The organism is Rhodococcus sp. FH8 (genome assembly GCF_019266085.1).
Classification (GTDB): Bacteria; Actinomycetota; Actinomycetes; order Mycobacteriales; family Mycobacteriaceae; genus Rhodococcus_F; species Rhodococcus_F qingshengii.
In genome coordinates this window covers 84,817-109,548 of sequence record NZ_LPNQ01000078.1, presented here as the reverse complement: position 1 = coordinate 109,548, position 24,732 = coordinate 84,817, and the positions used below count along the sequence as shown (strand labels likewise).

At 65.0% G+C, this 24,732-nt stretch carries 23 protein-coding genes; 16 read left to right on the top strand and 7 right to left on the bottom strand.

Going from position 1 to position 24,732, the window contains the following annotated elements; translation table 11 throughout:
- Nucleotides 1–1,158 carry a class I SAM-dependent methyltransferase gene (locus ATN38_RS24310; protein ID WP_125050662.1) on the top strand — a complete coding sequence of 386 codons (1,158 nt, stop codon included), beginning with the start codon at nt 1–3 and terminating at the stop codon, nt 1,156–1,158.
- Between the two features lies 1 nt (nt 1,159).
- Here the strand turns inward: ATN38_RS24310 and ATN38_RS24305 are convergent, their stop codons facing one another.
- A complete protein-coding gene (locus ATN38_RS24305) occupies nt 1,160–2,467 on the bottom strand; it encodes a PQQ-binding-like beta-propeller repeat protein (RefSeq protein WP_054827839.1) in 1,308 nt (435 codons plus the stop codon).
- 137 nt (nt 2,468–2,604) lie between these two features.
- On the opposite strand from ATN38_RS24305, the gene ATN38_RS24300 reads away from it, so the two are divergent.
- Both ATN38_RS24300 and ATN38_RS24295 read left to right on the top strand, forming a co-directional pair.
- Complete coding sequence (locus ATN38_RS24300; RefSeq protein WP_218748823.1) at nt 2,605–3,369, top strand: acyltransferase; 765 nt, start codon at nt 2,605–2,607, stop codon at nt 3,367–3,369.
- Between the two features lie 97 nt (nt 3,370–3,466).
- The gene (locus ATN38_RS24295) at nt 3,467–4,102 is read left to right on the top strand and encodes a maleylpyruvate isomerase family mycothiol-dependent enzyme (protein WP_042451128.1); all 636 of its coding nucleotides are present in this window, start codon (nt 3,467–3,469) and stop codon (nt 4,100–4,102) included.
- 10 nt (nt 4,103–4,112) lie between these two features.
- Here ATN38_RS24295 and ATN38_RS24290 read toward each other — a convergent pair whose 3' ends face one another.
- From ATN38_RS24290 to ATN38_RS24280, 3 genes are read right to left on the bottom strand one after another with little or no spacing between them, the layout of a single operon-like run.
- Entirely contained in the window at nt 4,113–5,357 is a 1,245-nt protein-coding gene (locus ATN38_RS24290; protein ID WP_003944732.1) for a glycosyltransferase family 4 protein, read from the bottom strand.
- Nucleotides 5,354–6,880 carry a glycoside hydrolase family 57 protein gene (locus ATN38_RS24285; RefSeq protein WP_209911574.1) on the bottom strand — a complete coding sequence of 509 codons (1,527 nt, stop codon included), beginning with the start codon at nt 6,878–6,880 and terminating at the stop codon, nt 5,354–5,356. Before ATN38_RS24285 ends, ATN38_RS24290 begins: the two co-directional genes overlap by 4 nt.
- Nucleotides 6,881–6,909: 29 nt before the next feature.
- Nucleotides 6,910–7,689 carry a bifunctional 2-polyprenyl-6-hydroxyphenol methylase/3-demethylubiquinol 3-O-methyltransferase UbiG gene (locus ATN38_RS24280; protein WP_042451468.1) on the bottom strand — a complete coding sequence of 260 codons (780 nt, stop codon included), beginning with the start codon at nt 7,687–7,689 and terminating at the stop codon, nt 6,910–6,912.
- A 271-nt stretch (nt 7,690–7,960) separates the two neighbouring features.
- Here ATN38_RS24280 and ATN38_RS24275 point away from each other — a divergent pair, with 271 nt between their 5' ends.
- The 9 genes from ATN38_RS24275 (at nt 7,961) to ATN38_RS24235 (ending at nt 17,749) form a co-directional block, all read left to right on the top strand.
- Nucleotides 7,961–8,761, top strand: a complete 801-nt coding sequence (locus ATN38_RS24275; RefSeq protein WP_003944754.1) for an electron transfer flavoprotein subunit beta/FixA family protein — start codon at nt 7,961–7,963, stop codon at nt 8,759–8,761.
- A 48-nt stretch (nt 8,762–8,809) separates the two neighbouring features.
- Nucleotides 8,810–9,766 (top strand): electron transfer flavoprotein subunit alpha/FixB family protein, encoded by a 957-nt coding sequence (locus ATN38_RS24270; protein WP_003944698.1) that lies wholly within the window; start codon nt 8,810–8,812, stop codon nt 9,764–9,766.
- Between the two features lie 135 nt (nt 9,767–9,901).
- Complete coding sequence (locus ATN38_RS24265) at nt 9,902–10,738, top strand: GNAT family N-acetyltransferase (RefSeq protein ID WP_003944707.1); 837 nt, start codon at nt 9,902–9,904, stop codon at nt 10,736–10,738.
- Nucleotides 10,738–11,637 carry a 1-acyl-sn-glycerol-3-phosphate acyltransferase gene (locus ATN38_RS24260; RefSeq protein ID WP_054827837.1) on the top strand — a complete coding sequence of 300 codons (900 nt, stop codon included), beginning with the start codon at nt 10,738–10,740 and terminating at the stop codon, nt 11,635–11,637. The genes ATN38_RS24265 and ATN38_RS24260 overlap by 1 nt, the downstream gene beginning before the upstream one ends.
- 52 nt (nt 11,638–11,689) lie before the next feature.
- The gene (locus tag ATN38_RS24255) at nt 11,690–12,919 is read left to right on the top strand and encodes a cysteine desulfurase family protein (RefSeq protein WP_019747909.1); all 1,230 of its coding nucleotides are present in this window, start codon (nt 11,690–11,692) and stop codon (nt 12,917–12,919) included.
- Nucleotides 12,919–14,031 carry a tRNA 2-thiouridine(34) synthase MnmA gene (mnmA, locus tag ATN38_RS24250; RefSeq protein WP_042447455.1) on the top strand — a complete coding sequence of 371 codons (1,113 nt, stop codon included), beginning with the start codon at nt 12,919–12,921 and terminating at the stop codon, nt 14,029–14,031. Before ATN38_RS24255 ends, mnmA begins: the two co-directional genes overlap by 1 nt.
- A complete protein-coding gene (locus ATN38_RS24245; protein ID WP_073512979.1) occupies nt 14,028–15,050 on the top strand; it encodes a methionine synthase in 1,023 nt (340 codons plus the stop codon). Before mnmA ends, ATN38_RS24245 begins: the two co-directional genes overlap by 4 nt.
- Before the next feature lie 81 nt (nt 15,051–15,131).
- Nucleotides 15,132–17,213, top strand: coding sequence for an NAD-dependent DNA ligase LigA (gene ligA / locus ATN38_RS24240; protein ID WP_007729389.1), 2,082 nt, complete (start codon nt 15,132–15,134; stop codon nt 17,211–17,213).
- Between the two features lie 47 nt (nt 17,214–17,260).
- Nucleotides 17,261–17,749, top strand: a complete 489-nt coding sequence (locus ATN38_RS24235) for a GNAT family N-acetyltransferase (RefSeq protein ID WP_003944764.1) — start codon at nt 17,261–17,263, stop codon at nt 17,747–17,749.
- A 13-nt stretch (nt 17,750–17,762) separates the two neighbouring features.
- On the opposite strand, the gene ATN38_RS24230 is transcribed toward ATN38_RS24235, so the two are convergent.
- A complete protein-coding gene (locus tag ATN38_RS24230; protein WP_003944719.1) occupies nt 17,763–18,413 on the bottom strand; it encodes an amino acid-binding protein in 651 nt (216 codons plus the stop codon).
- 280 nt (nt 18,414–18,693) lie between these two features.
- Between ATN38_RS24230 and gatC the strand changes: the two genes are divergently transcribed.
- Nucleotides 18,694–18,993 carry an Asp-tRNA(Asn)/Glu-tRNA(Gln) amidotransferase subunit GatC gene (gatC, locus tag ATN38_RS24225; protein WP_003944747.1) on the top strand — a complete coding sequence of 100 codons (300 nt, stop codon included), beginning with the start codon at nt 18,694–18,696 and terminating at the stop codon, nt 18,991–18,993.
- Complete coding sequence (gatA, locus tag ATN38_RS24220) at nt 18,990–20,468, top strand: Asp-tRNA(Asn)/Glu-tRNA(Gln) amidotransferase subunit GatA (protein ID WP_218748819.1); 1,479 nt, start codon at nt 18,990–18,992, stop codon at nt 20,466–20,468. The genes gatC and gatA overlap by 4 nt, the downstream gene beginning before the upstream one ends.
- A 57-nt stretch (nt 20,469–20,525) precedes the next feature.
- On the opposite strand, the gene ATN38_RS24215 is transcribed toward gatA, so the two are convergent.
- Both ATN38_RS24215 and ATN38_RS24210 read right to left on the bottom strand, forming a co-directional pair.
- A complete protein-coding gene (locus ATN38_RS24215; RefSeq protein WP_211920402.1) occupies nt 20,526–21,926 on the bottom strand; it encodes an alpha/beta-hydrolase family protein in 1,401 nt (466 codons plus the stop codon).
- Nucleotides 21,923–22,597, bottom strand: coding sequence for a hypothetical protein (locus ATN38_RS24210; protein WP_083057481.1), 675 nt, complete (start codon nt 22,595–22,597; stop codon nt 21,923–21,925). The genes ATN38_RS24215 and ATN38_RS24210 overlap by 4 nt, the downstream gene beginning before the upstream one ends.
- Nucleotides 22,598–22,761: 164 nt before the next feature.
- Between ATN38_RS24210 and ATN38_RS24205 the strand changes: the two genes are divergently transcribed.
- Together ATN38_RS24205 and ATN38_RS24200 are read left to right on the top strand one after the other, a co-directional pair.
- Entirely contained in the window at nt 22,762–24,036 is a 1,275-nt protein-coding gene (locus tag ATN38_RS24205) for a sensor histidine kinase (RefSeq protein WP_166502152.1), read from the top strand.
- Between the two features lie 9 nt (nt 24,037–24,045).
- Nucleotides 24,046–24,708 (top strand): response regulator transcription factor, encoded by a 663-nt coding sequence (locus ATN38_RS24200; protein WP_007729374.1) that lies wholly within the window; start codon nt 24,046–24,048, stop codon nt 24,706–24,708.
- Nucleotides 24,709–24,732 lie beyond the last annotated feature (24 nt).

Sequence of the window (24,732 nt, the reverse complement as noted above, 5' to 3'; positions counted from 1 at the left end):
TTGGGTTATGACTTCACCCTCGGCGACGTCGACTATCTCGGAAGTGATTCCGGCGTAGCTGCCTTGGCCGAGGTGGATCAGCTCGAACTGTCCACGCGTACGCGTCTGGCCGACATCGGCCGGGCGCGTACGCGTTTCGGTGATCACATGCCTGCGCTCGTGGACACCGTCCTGCTTCGACGAAAGGCCGCTACGAAACTGCCCGGCAGTGATCAGTGGTTGTTCACGGACGACGCGATGCAACAAGCCACTCCCGGCGTTGTCGCGGCCCACCGCGCGCAGCGTCTGATCGGGCGCGACGTCCACGACGTGACGTGCTCCATCGGCGCCGAACTGCATGCCTTGACCGGAGTTGCGCATCGCGTGATCGGCAGCGACATCGATTCCGTTCGCCTGGCGATGGCACAGCGCAATGTGCCGAGCGCAGCGTTGCTGCGGGCCGACGCGCTCCGCCCGACGACACGCGACACCGTCGTACTGGCAGACCCCGCACGGCGATCGGGCGGTCGCCGCACTCACGATCCGGCAGCGTTGATGCCACCTCTACCGGACCTCATAGAGGCGTACTCCGGCCGTGATCTCGCGGTGAAGTGTGCTCCCGGACTCGATTTCGACAATCTGGGCTGGGACGGGGAAGTCGAGGTCGTCTCGCTCGACGGCGGCGTCAAGGAAGCCTGCCTGTGGTCGACGGGGCTGGCCGAGTCCGGCGTCACGCGTCGAGCTTCGGTGCTTCGCTCCGACGGGAGCGGGTGGGCGATCACCGACGCCGAGGACGACGTGATTCCGGAGCAAGCGCCGGGGGAGTGGATCATCGACCCGGACGGAGCGGTAGTGCGCGCGGGCCTCGTGCGCCACTACGCGGCCAGACACGGCCTCTGGCAGCTCGATCCACGCATCGCTTATCTGACCGGTGACAGCGTCCCTGAGGGAGTTCGCGGATTCCGGATCCTCGAGCAGATCAAGTACTCCGAGAAACTGCTCAAACAGACACTGTCCAAGCGGAACTGCGGTGTGGCTGAAATCCTGGTGCGAGGAGTCGACGTGGACCCGGCAGTGCTGCGTCCACGGCTCAAGCTCAAGGGCTCGCGTGCACTGAGCGTCGTGATCGTACGGATCGGACGATCGGCGTCGGCCTTCATCTGTGAGGCGTCCCGCTAGCTCACTTGAAGACGAACAGCTCACCGATTGCGCTGGGCGTCAACACTTCGCCCTTGGGGCCGATCGAGGTGCCGACGGTGAAGCCGACTGCTCCCGGCAACGTGTCCTGATCCACCGTCTCACCGGTTTCGGTGTCGAAGGTGATCAGGCTCAGTCCGTTCTCACCCTCGCGGACGACGGTGTATCCGGTGTCGCCGGCGGTCTGCGCCGGAACGCCCAGTTGCAGAAGGTCTTTACGTTCCCAGGCCAGTTCGGCGTGATCTCCCTCGTCGCGCACGGCAAGGAGGTGGCCCTTGTCGCCGCCGGCGGGAATGATCAAACCGTCGTCGGACGTCGAGGCACTACCGGCCGAGTTGAAGCCGATGTCGTAACTCCACCTGGTGTCACCGGTTTCGGCGTTCACTGCCCAGAGAGATCCGTTGTTGTCGGTGGCGTAGACGGTCTTGCCGTCCTTCGACAGGTCCGGGCTCGACGCCGTTCCACCGGGAAGCGCGTCGGTGGACCACTCGCGGGTGATGGACGGATTGTCGCCGCCCGTGTACTTCATGGCGACCAGATCGGCTGCCTGAGAACTGGGTCCGTAGAAGGTGAAGTAGAACTTGCCGGTGCCCAGGTCCACTGCCGGGGTATTGGCCACCGGGCAGCCGGACGTGCCGAGGAAGCACTCGTTCAAACCCTTGTTGTCGGGAATGAGTTCTGCATTCGCGCCCTGGTCGATCGACGGCGGCGGGATCAGGTCGAACGACGGAACCACTTTTGCGCCGGTCTGCGGGTTGAGCACGTTGATCTGACCCAATTGGGTGATGAACAACAGGTTTCCGTCGCCGGTGAACTGTGACGAGAGAGGAGTGCCCACAACGAGCGTGCGCCAACGCAATTGACCAGTCTCGGTGAAGGACATCATCGCGCCGCTCTCGCCGACGTAGACATTGGTGGCCGTGTCGACGATGGGTGTGGACGCGACTACTCCGTCGTTGAGTCGAGCGCACCACTTCTTGCGACCCGTATCCATCTGGAACGAGAAGAGATTGCAGCCGTTCTCGGTGCGGGCGGTGACGAAGCTCTGGCCGTTCGCGGCCACCGAGGCGTACGCGGCAACCGGACCGCCGAGAGGGCGTGACCATGCGAACTCGACATCGCGTGATCCGGTGACCGGGCTCGTGTCGCTGTTGCGGGCGTCGGCATGCATGGCCGGCCAACCCGCCGACGCGTACCGGTCCACCCGTCCGTCGTCGCTGCCGCAACCGGCGATCAGGGCCGCAGCGATCGCCGTCGACACCATCACGGACGACCGTAGGACCCGCCGCATCACAATCTCCCTGCCTTCACTTGATCAAGAGCCCTCGGTAACTGCACAAGCCCGGACCAGAGACTATCCCGACCGGGGCAACGTGACGGGGCACACCCCGAGGGTCGGTGAGTCGGCCCCACGTAGGCTGAACACTCATGACGAGCATGTGGGGCGCACCGTTGCGCACTCGATGGCGGGGATCACGCCGAGGCGACAGCGATCAGGCCAAGTTCTTGACGGTCGATTCCCTCAAATGGGTTCTGGCGAACAAGGCGTACACACCCTGGTATCTGGTGCGGTACTACCGTCTCGCCAAGTTCAAGATGGCCAACCCGCACGTGATCCTGCGCGGCATGGTGTTCCTCGGCAAGAACGTCGAAATCCATTCCACCCCCGACCTGTCCCGCCTCGAGATCGGGCGCTGGGTGCACATCGGTGACGGCAACGCGATCCGCTGCCACGAAGGCTCGCTGCGCATCGGCGACAAGGTCGTCTTCGGCAAGGACAACGTCGTCAACACGTACCTCGACATCGAAATCGGTGCGTCGACGCTCGTAGCCGACTGGTGCTACATCTGCGACTTCGACCACCGCATGGACGACATCAACACACCGATCAAGGACCAGGGCATCGTCAAGGGCCCCGTCCGTATCGGCCCGGACACGTGGGTGGCAGCGAAGGTCACCGTGCTGCGAAATACCCGCGTCGGACGCGGTTGTGTCCTCGGTGCGCACGCCGTCGTCAAGGGAGACATCGCGGACTACAGCATCGCGGTCGGCTCGCCCGCGAAGGCGGTCAAGAACCGCAAGTCCGATTGGGAAGCCGGCGCTGCCGATCGCGCGAAGTACATCGCGGCGCTCGAGGACATCGCACGCAAGAAGGCTGCTGCGGACGCTGCCGACGCGTCGTCGACGTCGTAGCTCACTTTTTGGCAGAACCAGCGATTACTTTCGGCGCCGCCACCGGTCTGTATCGGTATCGGCGCCGAAAGTCTGCGCCGGTGAAAGGAGTGCCGACATGAGCGAACAGACACCCGAATGGGTCGTGGCGCAGCGCCGCGAACTGGTGGGATTTCTCGAAGGCCTGAGCACGGAGCAGTGGAACGCGCCGACCCTGTGCGAGGGGTGGCGGGTCCGCGAAGTGATCGCGCACATCACCATGCCCTACCGATACTCGGCGCCGCGATTCGTCGTGGAAATGGTCAAGTCACGCGGAAACTTCAACAAGATGTCGAACCGGCGAGCGCTCGCCGATGCGTCCGAAGTCGGTGAGCGACAACTGCTTGCCTCGCTTCGCGACAACGTTGCACACCCGTGGAAGCCACCAGGCGGCGGCTTCGAGGGTGCGCTCTCGCACGACGTGATCCACGGTCAGGACATTCGCGTGGCACTCGGCGACGATTACGTGGTGCCCGAAGACCGGCTCACTCGTGTGCTCAGCGGACTCTCGCCCAAAACCGTGAAGTATTTCGGAACTGACCTCGACGGCGCTCGGCTGCGCGCCGACGACCGAGACTGGACGTACGGTGCCGGCGCCGAGGTTCACGGGGCGGCGCAGGATCTCCTGCTCGTGCTGTGCGGCCGGATGCTGCCACCAGGCCATCTGCTCGGGGATGCGAGTTCTCGTTTCACCGCGCCCCTCCCGACCCGCTGAGGTCAGCGCGTCAGCGACCAGGGAGCGGCCGCTCGGGAATCTGTGGCCGTGCCAACGGCTGCCGCACCCGACGCTTCGCGCCCGCGTAGACGTGAGCAGTCTCCTCGGCGACCTGATGCCAGTCGAAGTCCGATGTCAGGCGTGCGCGGGCGGCCACTGCCCGTTCCTGCGCCCCGGCGGGATCGTCGAGTACCTCGCGGACAGCCGAGGTGAGCCCGGCGATGTCGCCCGGTTGGAAGGACATCCCCGTCACCCCGTCGACGACGGCTTCGCCCAGTCCGCCTGCGGTGGACGTGATCAGCGGAGTGCCGGCCGCCGCCGCTTCGAGGGCGATGATTCCGAACGGCTCGTAGCGCGACGGCAGGACGATGGCGTCCGCTCCGTGCAGCCAGCTGAGCAGTTCCGTGTGATCGAGGTTGCCGAGAAAGTCCACCGCCCGCGCGACGCGATGCGTGCGTGCCTGTTGGTAGAGCCAGGTGAACTGGGTGCCTTCGCCCGCGATCGCGAGGGTCGTGCCGGGGTGGCTACGACGGATTCGGGGGAGTGCTGCGATGGCGTCCTGCACGCCCTTCTCGTATTCCAGGCGGCCGACGAAGAGGAGTTTCGGTGGTCCGGATCGCGGTCCACGTTCGCGAAAGTTCCACGTGGTCACGTCGATTCCGTTGCGGATGACGGTGATCGGCGGCAGCGTCGGGCCGTAGAGCTCGGTCACTTCTTCCTGCATGGACGCCGAACAAGTTATGAGAGAGTCGGATTCGTTTGCCAGCCACCACTCGACGGAGTGGACCTGGCGGTTGATGCGTCCGGAGATCCAGCCGCTGTGGCGACCCGCCTCGGTGGCGTGAAGTGTGGAAACCAGTGGGACATCATAGAATTCGGCCAGGGCGATCGCCGGATGTGCGACCAGCCAGTCGTGCGCGTGCACGACGTCGGGCTGCCAGCCCTCGCCCACTCCTGGCTTGTGCAGCGCCATCCCGGCACGGACCATCGCGTGACCCATCGCGAGGGTCCACGCGAGCATGTCCTCGCCGAAGACGAAGTGCGCGGGGTCCTCGGCCACTGCGACGACAAGGACGCCCTCGGAAATGTGCGTGATCGTCGGGTGCGTCGACGCATCCGTTCCGGAGGGGCGACGCGAGAGAACCACGACCTCGTGGCCTGCAGCAGCCAACTCGGTGGCGAGATGGTGGACGTGTCGACCGAGCCCGCCGACGACGACCGGTGGGTACTCCCACGAGACGATGAGAATTTTCACGACGGACTCAGTTCTGTGTCAGGTAGACGGCGAGCATCCAGTCCCGGGAACAACCCGTCGGCGCGATTCCAGCCTTCGGCGAGTCGCACGGCGACGGCATCGCGGCCGGAAACGAGCGCTTCGGAGATTTCCCTGGTCGCATGGGCGTGCTTGTGCGCACGTTCGCGGGCGTACCCCGCGGCCGAATCCTTGCTCACCATGAATGCCCAATCGCTCGAAACTGTCATCAGTGTCTCGCGAAGTATCTGATCGTTGACGCGGTTTCGCAGTTCCGGTCGTCCGGGTGCGTTGTCGCGTCCGCGAGACTTGTCCACGGTGCCGAGCGCGGTCTCCACCACTTCGGAGTTCAGTTGCACCAGGTCGGACACCTGATCGCCGGCCCAGACACGCCAGTCCTTACCCGATCCCCAGGACGAATCCTCGAGTTGAACGGGTTCGCCGACGTATCCCGATTCCTTGGCGTCGGCGAGGGTGCCGACGCGAATTCCGGCTTCCGGAAGCGCGCGCAGGAGCTTCTCGAGCCACTGCGGGCCTTCGTGCCACCAGTGCCCGAACAGTTCGGTGTCGAAAGCTGCGACCACCAGGGCGTCGCGGCCGATGCGGGTGGATTCACTGCGCAGACGCGCCCGAACGGTTTCGACGAAGTCGGCAACATGCTTGTCGACGGCGGCCGCAGCGAGTTCGGGGTCGTACGGCAACTTGTCGGCGGAGTCGACGGTCCGTCCGGTGACCCGCGACGGCTTGAGACCCGTCTCGTGGTCGTAGGTGTGGAAGTCGCGGTAGGCGGCGTGACCCGGATATCCGGACTTGGGGGACCAGACGCGGTAGCTGACCTGCAGGTCGCGGCCGAATGCAACCACGTCGGATTCTCGAACCGGGCGGCCGAGGGACGTGTCGCCGCGCAAGGCGGGGCCGTCGACCATGAAGTGGGTGACGCCCGCTTCGGCGTACCCGCGCTCCATGCCCGGGGTGTACCCGCACTCGGGTCCCCAGATCCCGGTCGGAGTGTGACTCCACCGGGCATGCGCGTCGGCGAGACCTTCGCGGAGGGAGAACGCCCGCAATCGAGGATCGAGCAGCGGTTGGAACGGGTGGGCCAGCGGCCCGCCGAGAAGCTCGAAGGCCTCGCGATCGATGAGGTCGCGGAACACCGGTGAGGCGCCGTGCTGCCAGTGAGTCTCGAAATCTGCGAGAGCGGCAGCTGACGCCCGGTGTTCGCGCGCGCCGAGTTCGCGGTGCGCCGCGTCCGGCATGCCGGCAGCCTCGTGGGCGCGGATCTGCCAGTTGCCGAGCCAGTGATGCATCCCGGCGAGGCAGTGGGGATCGTCCAACTGGGCCGCGAGTACGGGCGTGATTCCCAGCGTCAGCAGGTGCGATCGGCCCTCGTCGGCCAGGCGTCGTAGCGCGGCGGCGAGCGGAATGTACGACGCAGCCCAGGACTGGTAGATCCATTCCTCGCCGACTGGCCATCTGCCGTGGTTGGCGAGCCACGGCAGATGGGAGTGCAGAACCAGGGCGAACATCCCCGGTTCGGTGACGGGTGTTGCGTTACTCACTCGCCGGTTTCCTTCACGGCAATAGCGACGAGGTCGAGGCTGTCGTCGATGTCGGGTTCGCTGATGCTGAAGTCGTCGACGGTGATGCCCTCGACGTCGCGGGTGAGATCTTCCGGCCAGGGCTCGCCGGCCAACGCGCGGTCGATCTGCGCATTGATGAACGATCCGCCGTGCTTGGCGTCGAGTTCCTTCAGGCGCGAACCGTGATGGACGCCGGTCATCAACTGAACGCGGAATCCGGCGTCTTCGAGCAATTCGGTCATTTCGGAGGCGTTGAGCTCACGAGTGTGGAAAGGGTTGAGCGGCGTGTCGCGGCCGGGGGAGAAGGTGATCCGGTTGGGGGTGCTGATCAGAAGTTCACCGCCGGGAGCGAGAACTCGGAAGCATTCGCGTAGGAACTGACCCTGATCCCACAGGTGCTCGATCACCTGGAAATTGACGACGACGTCAACCGAGTTGTCCGCCAGTGGAAGCTCGGCGAGGTTGCCGTGGAGCATCTCGACGCGGGGGTAGCGGGCACGGACGTGCTCGACCGCGGAGATGTCGTAGTCGAGGCCGGTAACCTTTGTTGCGACGTCCGCAATCATGTTGGCGCCGTAGCCTTCTCCGGAACCGGCCTCGAGGACTCGGCGGTCCGTGCAGCGCTCCAGAAGTGCGCGGTACACCACTTCGTGGCGTCGGAACCAGTAGTTCTCCTCGGGGATTCCTGGCACGGTTCGTTCGCCCGTCAAGGGCAGGGGTGCGTCCTCGTGGTTGCTGACACTCGTTTCACTCACCCGTGCGAGATTAGTGCCATCCGAGTAGAACGTGTTCGCCGTGGTCCAGATCACTGCTGTCAATTCCTGTTCGTGCCGTTATGGTGGACGAGGTTCCACGTTAAGTTACCCACCGGTAACTTAACGTGGGGTAATCTAACGCACAGCCGACGTGAACCGAGAAATTCGCCCGTAGGGAGACCTGTCGGACTCTCTTTTCGGACGCTCGGACTGCGCGAGCACCACAGACGATTTATCAGGTGAATTACACACAGGAGGTCGACGAAGACCCATGACGAATATCGTTGTTTTGATCAAGCAGGTCCCCGACACATGGTCCGAGCGCAAGCTGACCGACGGCGACTACACGCTTGACCGTGAAGCCGCCGACGCAGTCCTCGACGAGATCAACGAGCGCTCCGTCGAAGAAGCACTCCTCATCAAGGAAGCTCAGGGCGGTGAGGTAACGGTGCTGTCCGCAGGTCCCGACCGCGCCACCGACGCGATCCGCAAGGCTCTCTCGATGGGCGCCGACAAGGCCGTCCACATCAACGACCCGGCACTGCACGGCTCCGACGCGATCCAGACCGCATGGACGCTCGCTGCTGCTCTCGGCCAGATCACCTTCGAGAACGACGAGCCTGCCGACCTGATCATCGCCGGCAACGAGGCCACCGACGGCCGCGTCGGCGCTGTTCCGGCCATCATCGCCGAGTACCTGGGCATCCCGCAGCTCACGCAGCTGCGCAAGGTCGTCGTCGCCGACGGCAAGATCACCGGTGAGCGCGAGACCGACGAGGGCGTCTTCGGCCTCGAGGCTTCGCTGCCCGCGATCGTCTCGGTCACCGAGAAGATCAACGAGCCGCGCTTCCCGTCCTTCAAGGGCATCATGGCCGCGAAGAAGAAGGAAGTTCTCGTCTACACGCTGGCCGACCTCGGAGTCGACCCGGAGACCGTCGGAGTTGCCAACGCCGGCACCACCGTGACGTCCTCCACCCCCAAGCCCCCCCGTACCGCTGGTGAGCGCATCGTCGACGAGGGAGACGGTGGCACCAAGATTGCCGCGTACCTCGTCAGCAACAAGGTCATCTGATCGCGCCCTTCTAGACATCCAGCAGAAGAACTCAGGGAGAGTTAAGTCATGGCAGAAGTACTTGTGCTCGTAGAGCACGCAGAGGGTGCGCTGAAGAAGGTCAGCACCGAACTCATCACCGCTGCACGCGCACTCGGTGAGCCGTCGGCAGTTGTCGCCGGCCCCGCGGGCACCGCAGCAAAGCTCGCCGACGCTCTGGCAGCAGCCGGCGCCGAGAAGATCTACGTCGCCGAGTCCGACGACATCGACGGCTACCTCGTCACCCCCAAGGTCGACGTTCTCGCCGCTCTGGTCGAGTCCACCAGCCCGGCAGCAGTCATCACCGCAGCCGGCACCGAGGGCAAAGAGGTTGCCGGTCGTCTGGCCGCACGTCTGGGCTCCGGATTGCTGACCGACGTCATCGAGATCAAGGCTGACGGCACCGGCGTCCACTCCATCTTCGGTGGCGCGTTCACTGTCGAGGCCAAGGCCAACGGCGACGTTCCGGTCTACTCGGTTCGTCCGGGCGCAGTCGAGGCTGCTCCGCAGGCCGGCGCAGGCGAGCAGATCACCGTCGAGGTTCCGGCCCAGGACGAGAGTGCCGTCAAGGTCACCTCGCGTGAGCCCATCGTCGGCGGCGACCGCCCGGAGCTCACCGAGGCGTCGGTTGTCGTCTCCGGTGGACGTGGTGTCGGCAGCGCGGACAAGTTCTCCGTCGTCGAAGAGCTGGCCGACTCCCTCGGCGCTGCAGTCGGTGCTTCGCGTGCCGCTGTGGACTCGGGTTACTACCCCGGACAGTTCCAGGTCGGTCAGACCGGTAAGACGGTCTCGCCGCAGCTGTACATCGCGCTCGGCATTTCCGGTGCCATCCAGCACCGTGCCGGCATGCAGACGTCCAAGACCATCGTCGCGGTCAACAAGGACGAAGAGGCACCCATCTTCGAGATCGCCGACTTCGGCATCGTGGGCGACCTGTTCAACGTCGCACCGCAGCTCACCGAAGCTGTGAAGTCCCACAAGGGCTGAAAAGCACAAACTGCTGTGCGCCTTTATCAACCCCCCGCGGTTGATAAAGGCGCACAGTGCTTTATTCACCCGGCCTGCATCGGCATGTCACTTCGTCGATACCGAGACGCCGTTCGCGCTCGATAAACCTTGCGCATGACAATTACGTCAGTCCTTCGCTCCGCGAGTGACAATCTCGGCCGTGAGGTCGCCCAGCCGAGATATTCCCTGATCGTCTCCTCCGACCGCGAGCATCGTGTCGCTGCGCAGCGCCTTCGATACCGAGTGTTCGCCTCCGAGCCAGGCTTCTCCCTCCCCGCTTCGGCCGGGGTGTTCGAACTCGACGCCGACGCCTTCGACGAATTCTGTGATCATCTTCTCGTTCGCGACAACATCACCGAGGAGTACGTCGGCTGCTACCGAATGCTGCCGCCGGATTCCGCTGCGGCGGCCGGTGGGTATTACACCGCAACGGAATTCGACATCTCCGCGCTCGATCCGGTGGCGAACAGGATCGTCGAAATGGGTCGCGCGTGCGTCGATCCCGCTCACCGCACCGGATCCGTCCTGAGCCTGATGTGGTCGGGCATCCTGCACTATCTCGAATTGACCGGATACGAGTGGGTGATGGGCTGCGTCTCCGTGCCCGTCTTGCCGAGCCCCGATTCAATTGCCGGCGCCGATGTCCGCGGCGTCCGTGACTTCGTGATGAACAAGCACGCCAGTCCGGGGTCGCGGCGGGTGATCCCACGAAACCCGGTGGTCCTCGGGGGTCTGACGCTCGACGAGATCGCCGCACCGGAACGCGTGACGATGCCACCGTTGCTCCGTGGTTACTTGCGGATGGGCGCGATGATCTGCGGGGAACCTGCTCACGATCCCGAGTTCGGTGTGGCCGATTTTGTTGCGCTGCAAGGCCTTCACTCCGCCAACAAGCGGTACCTCGAACGGCTGCGATCGGCGGCCGCCGCACACGAGTCGGGGATCGGCTGATGACCGCGGCGGTGCCGTACTGGGTGCCGACGAGCCCCTGCGGCGACGGGTGCCTACCCGCGGACGCACCCGGTGTGTCGAGTATCACCGTGATGGCCCGCGGGGTCATGGTCGGTGCCGCACTGTTGACTGCGCCTGTGCTTTCGGCCGGCTGGCTCCTCCCGCGCACCTGGCGTACTGAGATGCAACGCGGATACTCGCGCGCGTTGCTTCGTTGTCTGGGGATGAAGCTGACGGTCGACGACCAGCGGTTGGGGCGCGCGGAACCTGACGGGGTCATGGTTGTCGCCGGTCACGTGTCCTGGACCGACGTCCTCGTCGCGAGCGCCGTTGCTCCGGCCAACTTCGTCGCCCGCGCCGACCTGCTCGACTGGGCAGTGCTCGGCGGTCTCGCGCGCCGGATGCGCGTCGTCCCCATCGACCGCGCTCGCCTGCGTGAACTCCCCGGAACCGTCGACGTCGTTCGCGAACGCCTGCAGCGAGGTGTCCGGGTGATGGTGTTCCCCGAGGGAACGACCTGGTGCGGGCGGGCGTACGGCGGTTTTCGTCCGGCGATGTTCCAAGCAGCCGTCGACGCCGAATGCCCGGTTCAGCCGATGGCGATCCGCTACGAGAACGCCGACGGTTCCCTGTGCACCGGACCCTGCTTTGTCGGCACCGAAACGATCGGTCAGTCCATCCGTCGGATCCTGCGTCAGAAGAACGTCGAGGTGAAGGTCAGGCTGGCTCCGCTCGAGGAGGCAGGGGAGTGTCGAGCCGATCTCGCGCAGCGATGCGAGAGCGCCGTACGCGGCGTCGACATCATCGATCTGGCAGCTCACGACATCTTCGACCCCGCACCGGAACTCGTGACACAAGCCATGGGACAAATCGATCCTTCCCCGGCGATGAGCGCTTAGCCTGCTGAGCGAGGCTGGTCGAACTCTCGTGCTGGGCTATCCTTGTCAAGCCATGACTCTGCCTGCACACAGTGCCCACGCCGGATTTCCGGTGTACCTCGATCATGCCGCCACGACTCCGATGTCGGCAGCCGCTATCGAGGCGATGACCGATACCTTCAAAACCGTGGGCAACGCGTCCTCGCTGCACGGCTCCGGCCGTGCGGCCCGGCGCCGCGTCGAGGAATCGCGCGAATCGATCGCCGCCAGCCTGGGTGCGCGGCCGTCGGAGGTCATCTTCACCTCCGGAGGCACCGAGAGCGATAATCTCGCGGTCAAGGGCATCTACTGGGCTCGCCGTGACGCAGACCCGCGACGCACTCGCATCCTGGCCAGCTCCGTCGAGCATCATGCTGTGCTCGACGCCGTCGAGTGGCTCGAGCAGCACGAGGGCGCGCGCGTGACGTGGTTGCCGGTCGACGAGAACGGTGTCGTCGACCCGCAGACCTTGCGTGACGAGCTTTCCGTCCACGCCGACGAGGTAGCACTCGTGACGGTGATGTGGGCCAACAACGAGGTCGGCTCGATCATGCCGATCGTGGAGTTGGCGGAGATTTCGGCTGAGTTCGAGATTCCGATGCACAGCGACGCGGTTCAGGCAGTTGCACAATTGCCGGTCGATTTCGCGGCGAGCAAGTTGTCCGCGCTGAGCATCGCGGCACACAAGTTCGGTGGTCCGCACGGCGTCGGCGCACTGCTGCTCGGACGCCAGGTTCCGTGTGTGCCGCTCCTCCACGGCGGCGGACACGAACGTGATCTGCGTTCGGGCACTCCGGATACTGCGGGCGTTGTCGGGATGGCTGCGGCGCTGCGCGCAAACGTCGAGAACTTCGATTCCAGCACAAGGGAATTGGCGCAGTTGCGTGACCGTTTGATCGACGGAGTCCTGGAGATCCTTCCCGAGTCGGTGCTCAACGGCCCGACCGGTTCCGATCGGCTTCCCGGTAACGCGCACTTCACCTTCCCCGGTTGCGAGGGCGATTCGTTGCTGATGCTGCTCGACGCTGCCGGTATCGAATGTTCCACCGGTTCGGCCTGCACCGCCGGTGTGGCCAGGGCCAGCCACGTCTTGATCGCGATGGGCGTCGAATCGCCCGTCGCGCGTGGCTCACTGAGATTTTCGCTCGGACATACGTCGAGTGTCACCGATGTGGACGCGCTCATCGCTGCGCTTCCACAAGTAGTAGAGCGCGCTCGGGCCGCCGGTCTTGCCGGTGCCGGTTCGCGTGGAGGGGATCGCTGATGCGAGTACTCGCAGCCATGAGCGGAGGTGTCGACTCCGCTGTCGCCGCCGCCCGCGCTGTCGCCGCCGGACACGACGTCGTCGGCGTTCATCTTGCTTTGTCCACGGCGCCGGGCGCATTGCGGACGGGTTCGCGTGGATGCTGCTCGAAGGAAGATGCCGGCGACGCCAGGCGCGCCGCCGACGTTCTCGGAATACCCTTCTACGTCTGGGATTTCGCCGATCGCTTCAAGGAAGACGTGATCGACGACTTCGTGGCGTCGTACGCAGCGGGTGAGACCCCCAATCCGTGCCTGCGCTGCAACGAGAAGATCAAGTTCACCGCACTCGCCGACCGTGCAGTCGCTCTCGGCTTCGACGCCGTGGCGACCGGTCACTACGCGCGCCTCGAAGACGGCGTCCTGCGCCGGGCGGTCGACGCTGACAAGGACCAGTCGTATGTCCTCGGTGTGCTGACGGCTGAGCAGCTTTCGCGAGCGATGTTCCCGATCGGTGACACACCGAAAGAACAGATCCGCGAGGAAGCCGCCGAGCGCGGTCTGGCTGTGGCGAACAAGCCTGACAGTCACGACATCTGCTTCATCCCGACCGGCGACACACGAGCATTCCTGGGTGCGCGCATCGGCGTTCGTCCGGGAAGCGTCGTCGACGCCGATTCGGGTGAAGTCCTCGCTGCACACGACGGCGTACACGGCTTCACGATCGGACAGCGCAAGGGTCTCGGCGTCGAAGGTCCGGCGGGTGACGGCCGTCCGCGGTACGTGACCGCGATCGAGCCCGAAACCGGAACGGTCCGAGTGGGTTCGGCCAAGAATCTCGACGTCTGGGCCATCTCGGCGCAGCGTGCGATCTGGACCTCGGGCCAGGCGCCGGAGGGCCCCGTCGAATGCATGGTGCAGGTTCGTGCGCACGGTGGACTGGCGCAGGCTGTTGCGGAGGCCGTCGACGACGGTACTTCAAGCGGCGGTATCTCGATCTCGTTGCGCGAACCACTGACCGGCGTCGCAAAGGGACAGGCCGTCGTGTTGTATCGCCCCGACCGCGAACTGGGCGACCAGGTTCTCGGCAGTGGCACCATCTCGGGCACCGAATCCGAGCCGAACACACTGTGACGCAGCAGGTTTCCATCGGTGGTCTCGTCACCGGAATCGGATCCTGGCCGGGCACGGATGCCCGCGAAAGTGCCGCAACCATCCTCGGTGAGCTGGGTGGTTTCCCGCATCTGGTGGAGTTGCCGAGCCGCGGTCTCGGCGCTGACATGGTCGGCCGGGCGGGGGCAATTCTGGTCGATATCAACCTCGACGCCTCGACCCGCGCCTATCGAGTCGTGCCTCGGAGGGGCAATGTCGCGAAGCGAGCCGAGGACTTTCTGAATCAGGATCTCGACGCGCTCGAGGAAGCCTGGGAGTCGGCGCGCTTGGTCGGCGGAGACCACGTCGTCAAGCTCCAAGCCGCCGGCCCGCTGACACTCGGCGCCGAGATCGAAGTCGCAAACGGTTCGCGAGTTCTCGTCGACCGCGGTGCGCTCCGCGACATCGCAGAATCACTCGGTGAGGGTCTCGCGCGTCATGCGGCCGAGGTCACTCGCCGCACCGGCGCCGCAGTGGTGATCCAGTTGGACGAGCCGCAGATCGCGGCAGTTCTGGCCGGTTCGCTGCCTGGGCGCACCAAGATGGAGAGCGTTCCGGCTCTCCCGGAACCCGAGGCACTCGCCGTACTCGACTCGACGATCAGCGGTTGCGGACTGCCCACAATCGTCCACAGTTGCGGCACAGACATGCCGTGGGATCTACTGAGGCGAAGCCAGGCGTTCGGCGTGAGCTTCGACATGTCGCTCATCGGCTCACGCGATCTCGACGGTATCGGCCAGTTGTTCGACGCCGGCAAGGAATTGGCGCTCGGTCTGGTTCCGTCCGTGGAGCCGGAAAAGCCGGTGACATGGAAAGAGTGTGCGATGCCTGCCGTCACCCTGGTAGATCGTCTCGGCTTCTCGCGTGAACTCCTGCAGACCCAGGTCGCGGTCACTCCGCGTTGCGGTCTTGCGGGTGCGAACCTCGACTGGGCTCGTGCCGCCCTTCGGCTGTGTACAGACGTCGGCAAGGCATTGGTGGACGATCCGTCGGCGTTCTAGTGTGTGCGTTCCGATGTGGAGTCGTGTGGTGTGTCGGTGTGAACCGATAATCTTCTAGCTGTGACTGAAACCGCGGATGCAATGCAGCCAGCGCCCAACGAGGCGCGCGAGCAGTGGACGGAGCTGGCCGAAGAGGTACGCCAGCATCAGTTCCGCTACTACGTTCGTGATGCGCCCGTCATTTCGGACGGTGCATTCGACACATTGCTCGGGCAGCTCAATGCTCTCGAAGAGCAGTACCCGGATCTGCGAACTCCCGACTCTCCGACGCAACTCGTCGGTGGCGGATTCGCGACTGACTTCACGTCCGTCGACCACCTCGAGCGGATGCTCAGCCTCGACAACGTCTTCGACGAGTCGGAGCTCCGAGCATGGATCGCCAAGGTAGAGCAGGAAACCGGGCCGGAACTGCACTATCTCTGTGAAGTGAAAATCGATGGTGTCGCCCTCAATCTCGTCTACGAGAACGGCAAACTCGTTCGTGCCGCAACCCGCGGTGACGGTCGTACGGGCGAGCTGGTCACGCTCAACGCTCTGACGATCAACGACATCCCGGAGCGCCTTACCGCCACGGACGAGTACCCGATTCCGAGCCTGCTCGAGGTGCGTGGCGAGGTGTTCTTCCGCCTCGAGGACTTCGCAGCACTCAATGCCTCCCTGGTGGAGGAGGGGAAGGCGCCGTTCGCCAATCCGCGCAACTCCGCGGCGGGCTCCCTGCGTCAGAAGAATCCTGCCGTCACCGCGCGTCGCCGCCTCGGAATGATCTGCCACGGGTTCGGGCGCATGGAAGGTTTCGAGCCGGCCTCGCAGTACGACGCCTACGTGGCCCTCGCCGCCTGGGGTCTGCCGGTGTCCACGCACACCTCACGGGTGGTCGGCGCCGACGCCGTGGTCGAGAAGATGAAGTACTGGGGAGAACACCGCCACGACGTCGAGCACGAGATCGACGGGTTGGTGGTCAAGGTCGACGAGATGTCGTTACATCGACGTCTGGGCACCACGTCGCGCGCACCACGGTGGGCTATCGCGTACAAGTACCCGCCGGAAGAGGTCACGACCAAGCTCCTCGACATCCGGGTCAGTGTCGGACGTACGGGTCGTGTGACGCCGTTCGCGTACATGGAACCCGTCACGGTGGCGGGTTCCACTGTGTCCTTGGCCACGCTGCACAACGGCTCGGAGGTCAAGCGCAAGGGTGTGCTGATCGGCGACACCGTGGTGTTGCGCAAGGCCGGAGACGTCATCCCCGAGGTTCTCGGTCCCGTGGCAGACGTTCGCGACGGTACCGAGCGCGAGTTCGTCATGCCGACACATTGTCCCGAGTGCGGCACGTTGTTGGCACCCGCGAAAGAGGGCGACGTCGACGTGCGATGCCCCAATCAGCAGTACTGCCCGGCGCAGTTGCGCGAGCGCGTGTTCCACGTCTCGGGGCGCGGTGCATTCGACATCGAGGTGCTCGGTTACGAGGCCGCGACCGGGCTGTTGGAGGCGAAGGTCATCGGCGACGAGGGCGATCTCTTCTCACTCGACGCCGAGAAACTGATCGAAGTTCCGATCTTCCGCACCAATGCGGGATCCCTGTCCGCCAACGGAAAACGCTTGCTGGCCAACCTGGATTCGGCCAAGGACAAGCCGCTGTGGAGAGTGCTTGTGGCACTGTCGATTCGGCACGTCGGCCCCACTGCCGCGAGGGCGTTGGCCGGCGAATTCGGCTCGCTGCAACGCATTCGGGAAGCCTCGGTCGACGAGTTGGCTGCAGTCGACGGCGTCGGATCGACTATCGCCGCCGCCGTCGTGGAGTGGTTCTCCGTCGACTGGCACCAGCAGATCGTCGACAAGTGGGCGTCGGCCGGAGTACGCATGGAGGACGAACGCGACGATTCGATTCCGCGCAATCTCGAGGGCCTCTCGATCGTCGTCACCGGTTCGCTCGAGACCTACTCGCGTGATCAGGCGAAGGAAGCGATTCTGGTGCGCGGCGGCAAGGCGGCAGGGTCGGTCTCGAAGAAGACTGCGTTTGTCGTCGTCGGTGAAGCGCCCGGTTCCAAGCACGACAAGGCGGTCGAATTGGGTGTGCCGGTGCTCGACGAAGACGGCTTCCGGCGGTTGCTCGAAGATGGCCCGGATGCAGTCGCTCCCACCGATTTGGACGAACCAGAGTGACTTTGTCCGATTTCTGAGATTGGTGTGCTGGGTGCGATAGTGACGCCATGATCGAGATTCGTGAAGTTCTACCGGCTGAGTTCGAGACCGTCGGGGAGCTGACTGTGCAGTCGTACGTGGGTGGCGGATTTGTCGCCGGCGGATCGCCGTACGCGGAGCGCCTGCGAGACACCGCAACTCGGGTGGAGCAGGGCCGGGTGCTGGTTGCGGTTCTCGGTGACGAAGTCGTGGGCTCGTTGACGATCGCAGAACCCGGCACGCCCTTCGCGGATGTTGCGCAGAAGGGCGAACTCGAGTTCCGCATGCTCGCAGTCTCGCCGCAAGCTCGGGGATCGGGCGCCGGAACCGCATTGGTTCGCGCAGTGATCGCCGAAGCCTACGACCGCGGCGATCACTCGGTGGTCATCTCGACGCAGCCCGAGATGGTCGATGCCCGTCGTATCTACGACCGCAACGGTTTCGTCCCCGATCCCGAGCGGGCGTGGGAGCCGATTCGCGGTATGGAACTGACCGTCATGGTGCGCGGCCTGGCCTGATCAGCCAGCCTGGTCAACCCAGTACCGTCGCCACGATTCCTGCGAGGTAGCCGAGGCGGGCTATCTCCGAAGGGCGGAATTCGGGCCCACCGGGACGACCGAGCATGAGGACTCGATTGCCGGAGCCGAGAGGTGCGGCAGCGAGGCTGGTGTTCATGTCGCGCCATACGTCCGGAACCCAGTCGGCCTCGCCGTCGAGGGCGGTGGGCTTGTCCAGTGGCATCCACGGAATGTCGGTGGCGTGGGTTTCCGGCGCGCCGGCGCTACCGACGACGCGGTACGCACCGTGCTTGCCGATGTCCGCGACGACGCACCAGCCGACTCGCAGTACACGCGGCGCGCCGTCGACGAGGACCTGCAGTCGATCGTTTCGGGCCGTCGCAACGGAATCTATGAGTTCGAGCTCACGGTGAGTGTCGAGAATCCCGGCGTAGGGGCGGATCGAATCGACCAGCACGTCCGGTAGATGCTCGGCAGCGGTGATCAAGGTGTCGGGCAGCGCGCCCGGTTCGACGTCGACCACGAGGTCGTCGATGGCAAAACCGTCACCTCGTTCCACGACGTCGAGGGAGAGGATGTCTGCGCCCACGGATCCGAGAGCTACGGCGAGCGCGCCGAGGCTGCCTGGTCGATCGGGCAGTTGGACGCGAAGCAGGTACGACACGTGCGTGCCTTTCGCTGATCGGTTCTCGCCCGGATCACGTCGACCCGGGCCTGACTCATCTTTGCACCTGGCTAACCTGCGATGGTGGGCGCCGCGGCGGCGTCACGCCCGATGCACATGCTTGTCACACGAGCGAAACACACCGCGGGCATCCGGCGTGGCGATCGACACAGTGAGCGTGCTCGTCGTTCGATACAGCAGGCGTGCTTACAGGTCTGTCGCGGCGAGCAACTAGGCTGGACCGGCAATGTTCACGTCCTCTTCCGAAAGGGGCCCCGCGGTGCCTGCCATCTCCCGTGACGAGGTCGCGCACCTCGCGCGGCTGTCCAGACTCGCCCTGTCCGATGCCGAACTCGACGAGTTCGCCGGTCAGTTGGATTCGATTCTCAACCACGTCAAGGTGGTCACCGAGGTTGCGGCCGACGACGTCCCGCCCATGGCGAATCCCAATGCCGTCACCAACGTGACGCGCCCCGACGTGATCGTGCCCGGGTTGACCCCCGAGCAGGCATTGTCCGGAGCACCCGCAGTCGAACAGGATCGCTTTGCGGTTCCGCAGATCCTTGGAGAGGGCGAATGACCGATCTGACCACGCTGGACGCCGCTGAGCTGGCCGGCAAGATCCACTCGCGTGAGGTGTCCTCGGTAGAGGTCACGCAGGCGCATCTCGACCGCATCGCGGCCGTCGACACCGATTACCACGCCTTCCTGCACGTTGCAGGTGAACAGGCTCTCGAAGCCGCCGCAGCAGTGGACAACTCGCTCGCGGGCGGAAACGAACCCGCTTCGGCACTCGCCGGCGTTCCGATCGCGCTGAAGGACATCTTCACCACGACGGACATGCCGACCACCTGTGCGTCGAAAATTCTCGTAGGCTGGGTCGCGCCGTACGACGCGACTCTGACCTCCAAGCTGCGCGCTGCCGGCATCCCGATCCTCGGCAAGACGAACCTCGACGAGTTCGCGATGGGCTCTTCGACCGAGAACTCGGCCTTCGGCCCGACGCGTAACCCGTGGGACGTCACCCGCATCCCCGGTGGCTCGGGCGGCGGTAGCGCAGCGGCGCTCGCGTCCCGTCAGGCCCCGCTGGCCATCGGCACTGACACCGGCGGTTCGATCCGTCAGCCCGCTGCGGTCACCGCGACGGTCGGAACCAAGCCGACGTACGGAACTGTCTCACGCTTCGGACTCGTCGCGTGCGCGTCCTCGCTCGATCAGGGCGGTCCCTGTGGTCGCACCGTGCTCGACACCGCTCTGCTGCACGAGGTCATCGCCGGGCACGATCCGCGTGACTCCACGTCCATCGACGCCCCCGTGCGTCCGGTGGTCGCTGCGGCACGTGAAGGTGCAGCCGGCGACCTGCGCGGCGTCAAAGTCGGTGTGGTCAAGGAACTTCACTCCGACAGCTACCAGCCAGGCGTCATCGCTTCCTTCGATGCTGCCGTCGAGCAGCTCAAGGCACTCGGTGCCGAGGTTGTCGAGGTCTCGTGCCCGAGCTTCGAGCACGCGCTCGCGTCGTACTATCTGGTGCTGCCCAGTGAGGTCTCGTCCAACCTGGCCCGCTTCGACGCGATGCGCTACGGACTGCGTGTCGACGACGGCAACATGAGTGCCGACCAGGTCATGGCGGCAACCCGCGCCGCCGGTTTCGGTCCGGAGGTCAAGCGCCGCATCATGATCGGTACCTACGCACTGTCCTCGGGCTACTACGACGCCTACTACGGTTCGGCGCTCAAGGTCCGTACGCTCATCGCGCGCGATTTCGACAAGGCCTACGAGAAGGTGGACGTACTGGTCTCGCCGACCAGCCCGTTCACGCCGTGGAAGTTGGGGGAGAAGGTCGGCGATCCGTTGGCCATGTACCTCTCGGACCTGTGCACGTTGCCGACCAACCTGGCCGGACACTGCGCGATGTCGGTGCCCTCGGGCCTGTCCGCGGACGACAACCTGCCGGTGGGCTTGCAGGTCATGGCGCCCGCCATGGCTGACGAGCGCCTCTACCGTGTCGGTGCGGCCTACGAAGCAGCTCGCGGCCCGATCGCGACTGCAGTCTGACCTGTTTGCTGTGCGCCTTTATCAACCCCCCGCGGTTAATAAAGGCGCACAGCAGTTTCAGGAGCAAGTTCTCAGGGCCGTCCCCTGATCGGTTCCGTAGCGATGGCCGTGACCGGCGGGGACACCGAGCGAACCGAGCATGTCGACGGTGGTCTGCAAGAACGTGACACCCGGGATCCACTGCGGGATCGGTGCATCTTGCACGGCACGGCTCAGATCCGGTTTCTGTGTCGCGAGGGCAGGCGACCACCACACCACCGGGTCGGAAGTGTTCGCGAGGACGGTTGCGCCGTCCGTTCGTGTCGCGCCCGCCGGGGGACCGGCCCACAACACGTCGCACGCGGTGGTGGGACTGCCCTCGGACAAAGCCTCGGTCAGTGCGGCGCTGCCGCCGACGGCGCCGAGGCTCTGTCCGTAGAGGAACAGGTCCGGTCGATCCTCGGCGGGCATAGCGGCAATGTGGCTGCCGACGGCGGTGAACAGAGCGGTTGCCGATTCTTCGGCGTCGTCGCGGCTGAACAGGAATGTCGCCCAACTGGGTGCGTCGGAGTATTGCTGCCCGACTATTGCGACGTCGCCGCCGAACCGTTGCTCGATACCGTCGACTGCATGCGTGTCGATCCACCCCGATCCGGTCGGAACGGCCACTACGACGCTGTTGCGGGCAAAGCCGCCGACGCGATCGAGTTCGCTCACCGCGAGAGCGGCACGTGATGCAGTGTCGGGTGCCGAATCCAAACCGGCGTAGACACGCACCGAGTCTTCGCCTGCTGCGACGAATTTGCGTCCCTCCGCCCCCATCGACGTCCACGAGATGAGAGATTCGGGGCTGCCTGACACAGAGGCCGAAAGTGGCTGTGTCAGAGCAGTGTCGATGTACGCGTTGGACTTGTCGAACGAATCGGCGAGGCCGTTCCACACGACGGGACCGACTACCAACTGCACCCCGAGAATACCCATGACCAGTGCGCCGACGCTCCGCGCGAAACCCATCCACCGCAGCGCCTTCGAAATTCCGATCCCGATGCCCCAGAGACCAAGTGCGGTCAGTGCTGAAATGCAACCCGCCTCCGCCCAGTGGAGAAGTCCGGCAGACGGTGCGCCCATCGCCGCTCGCAACGAGTTCTGCCAACCGGCGGCGGCGAACATCGCAACTGCGGTGCCGGCAGTCGACAACCCGAACGCGGTGATGCGCCAATGACGTTCGTCGAATCGGGCCTTGACCCGGTCGGGGACGAGCCGACGGGCTACCGCGGAGAACGCCCACATCGCCAGTAGTCCGGCCGCGACGAGCAGACCGCTGAACACCCCTTGTAGTACGGCTGATCGCGGCAGGAGTCCGGGAGCCAGCGAGATGGCGGACATCGCTGCCACGGCGACGCTCGTGGACACGCGGGGGAGTGCGAGCGCCCCGACTCGGGCGAGGACGGGGGTCCGTGACGCATTCAGAACGCTCATGCTGCAATCGCTTTCGGGGAGTAGGAGAACTCGTTCGACGGGTCGAGGCGCCGCGATCGCATCAGGGTGAAGCCGAAGGCGGAGACTGCCAGAACACCGGCCGTGCCGTAACCGAATCCCGATTCCGCGACCGGCGTCAGATAGCTTTGGCGCCAGGAGTTTCCGTTCACAGCCGTGACGGCTACATCGGCCATCGCGAAGCAATACCCTCGTGAGAGAAAGGACGTGCGGTCTTCACACGCGGCATGCATTCGCTGGTCGAGCTGACCGTCGAGGACCTGACGTGCCCACGGCCCCAGTTCCGTTCCGTGCGAATGCGCGTAGCGGAGTAGGTCGTAGCCGAGATCGTGCGCTTTGCAGGCCGAGTCGAATTCGTCGGGAAGTGGGACCGGCGACGAGCAGTCGCCGTGGGGATTGGCGAGGTATCCGTCGACGACGGCGGGGGTGTAACCGGCGAATGCCGCAAAGTCCGCCGGGATGGTGGTCGCAGCGTCAGAGGCATCCGCAGTAGTCACGGTGGCGATCGCCCTGGATGCGTTCGAATTCTCGGTGCGCGGCGACTGGGCTCCGCTCGCTCCGGCAGTGACCGTGATCGCTGCCGTTGCAGCCAGCGCCAGGGCAGCCCAGGTGCCGGCGCTTCGAGAGATGTCTTTCACCCGTGTGATCCGCATGCCGTTCACGCTATGAACGGACAATCCTGACGGTCATCGCTCTGTGGAGGGGTTCTCCGACGCGCATTCGGGTGAGAATTCCCTCCCCTGTGATACCTCGGAGGTAGGGGGATCTCACTCTGCAGTATGAGGACTTTCGGGGTTCGCCTTCATAGGCTTGACGAGTGATCAAGGTCCGTAGGAAGAACAAGGGTGCACCGGATGTGCCCACGCCGACATACGCCACCGCCGGGTCGATGCTGTCCGGCCTCGACGGGGCGGTCGTTCATTCGGAGAAAGTGCGCCGGGCAACCAGTTTCGTGGCCCGCGGTCAGTTCTGGAACATCGTCATCGTAGCGATCACTCTGATCCTCTATTCGATTGCCTGGCCGACACTGCAACTGACGCATCATGTTTCGCCGCCGATCATGCCCTTCGTCGCCGCGTTGGCTGCATTTCCGTTCGTCCTGATCCGGATCAACGCTCCGTTGGGGTGGGCGGTGTCGGCGGTCTCGGCGTTGATCATCCCGTTGGTGTTCGACAACACTCCCGGTTACGACTACCCGTGGCAGGTCGTCCACATCATCGTGCTGATGTCGTTGCTGGCCGCAGTGAGTCTGCGGGCGCCCATTCAGGTTGTCGGTGTCGCCTGGATCGCCACGGTGCTGCTCTTCCTCGGCAACGCCCCGGGAAGCGACGGCGCCGGTTGGGCTGTCGGGCTGAGTGCACTGGTCGTCTTCTGCCTGTTGATCCGCTGGTTGGTCCTCTCGCGCCGCCAGTTGGCCAAGCAGGAGGAAGTCAGTGAACTCGAACGCACTCGACGCACGATCCTCGAGGAGAAGGCGCGGATCGCCCGCGACTTGCACGACATCGTGGCCCACCACATGTCGATGGTGGTCGTGCAAGCTCAGAGTGCGCCGTACAGACTCGATGCAGTCACTCCGGAGATCCGAACCGAATTCGAATCGATAAGTGAGACAGGGCGAGCAGCGCTCAACGAGATCCGCGGCCTCCTCGGAGTCCTGCGCAGCGACGGGGACACCGTGGTGACGGCTCCACAACCGGGCGTCGACCAGTTGGACGAACTGTTGCTCGGCAGTACCCGTGCCGGTTTGCCGGTATCGTGGCGAGTCGACGGCGATCGAGCGTCGGTCTCGGAATCCACGGGCCTTGCGCTCTACCGGATCATTCAGGAGTCGATCACCAACGCGGCCAGGCATTCGCCAGGCGGACCCATCGAGGTCGCCGTGGCCTTCGGTCCGCAATCGGTGAGCGCGCTCGTGAACAACGGACCTTCGCCATTGGGTGGCAATCAGCACTCGGCGTCGGAAACCACTGGTGGCAACGGAATCCGCGGAATGCGTGAGCGGGCTTCGGCGGTGGGCGGCATGCTGTTGGCAAACCGGCGCGAGGACGGAGGGTTCGAGGTCCGGGCCGAGTTGCCGTCGATGCCCGCCTAGGCTGTCCGAGTGCCCATCACAGTATTCATCGCAGACGACCAGGCGATGGTTCGACAAGGGTTCGGAGCCCTACTCTCCGCCCAGCCCGACATCAGCGTGATCGGCGATGCGCCGGACGGCAAGATCGCCGTCGCCGAGGTCGCGCGATTGCGTCCGGATGTGGTCTTGATGGATGTTCGCATGCCCGAGATGAACGGACTCGACGCTGCCCGCCAGATTCTGTCCGCCGGATGGGAACCGCCGGTGCGAGTCCTCATGCTCACCACTTTCGACATCGACGACTACGTCTACGAGGCCCTGAGCGTCGGAGCGAGCGGGTTCATGCTCAAGGACGCACCGGCTGAGGAACTGATTCGGGCGGTACGCGTCGTTGCCGAAGGGCAGGCTTTGCTGGCGCCGACGGTGACTCGGCGTCTGATTGCCGATGTGACCAGCCGGCGGGCGGCCCCGCGCGCACGGCCCGCAGCGCTGGACGCCCTGACCCCGCGTGAGCGCGAGGTCCTCGAACTGATCGCCCGCGGATTGTCCAACGTCGAGATCGCCGAGCGGCTGTTCGTCGCCGAGCAGACCGTCAAGACCCATGTCGGGAAGGTGCTGTCGAAGCTCGATCTGCGCGATCGCGCCCAGGCAGTCGTGTTGGCGTACGAAAGCGGGCTCGTCACGCCGGGTTAGGGGTCCCGTGCGGCGCGGCGTTGC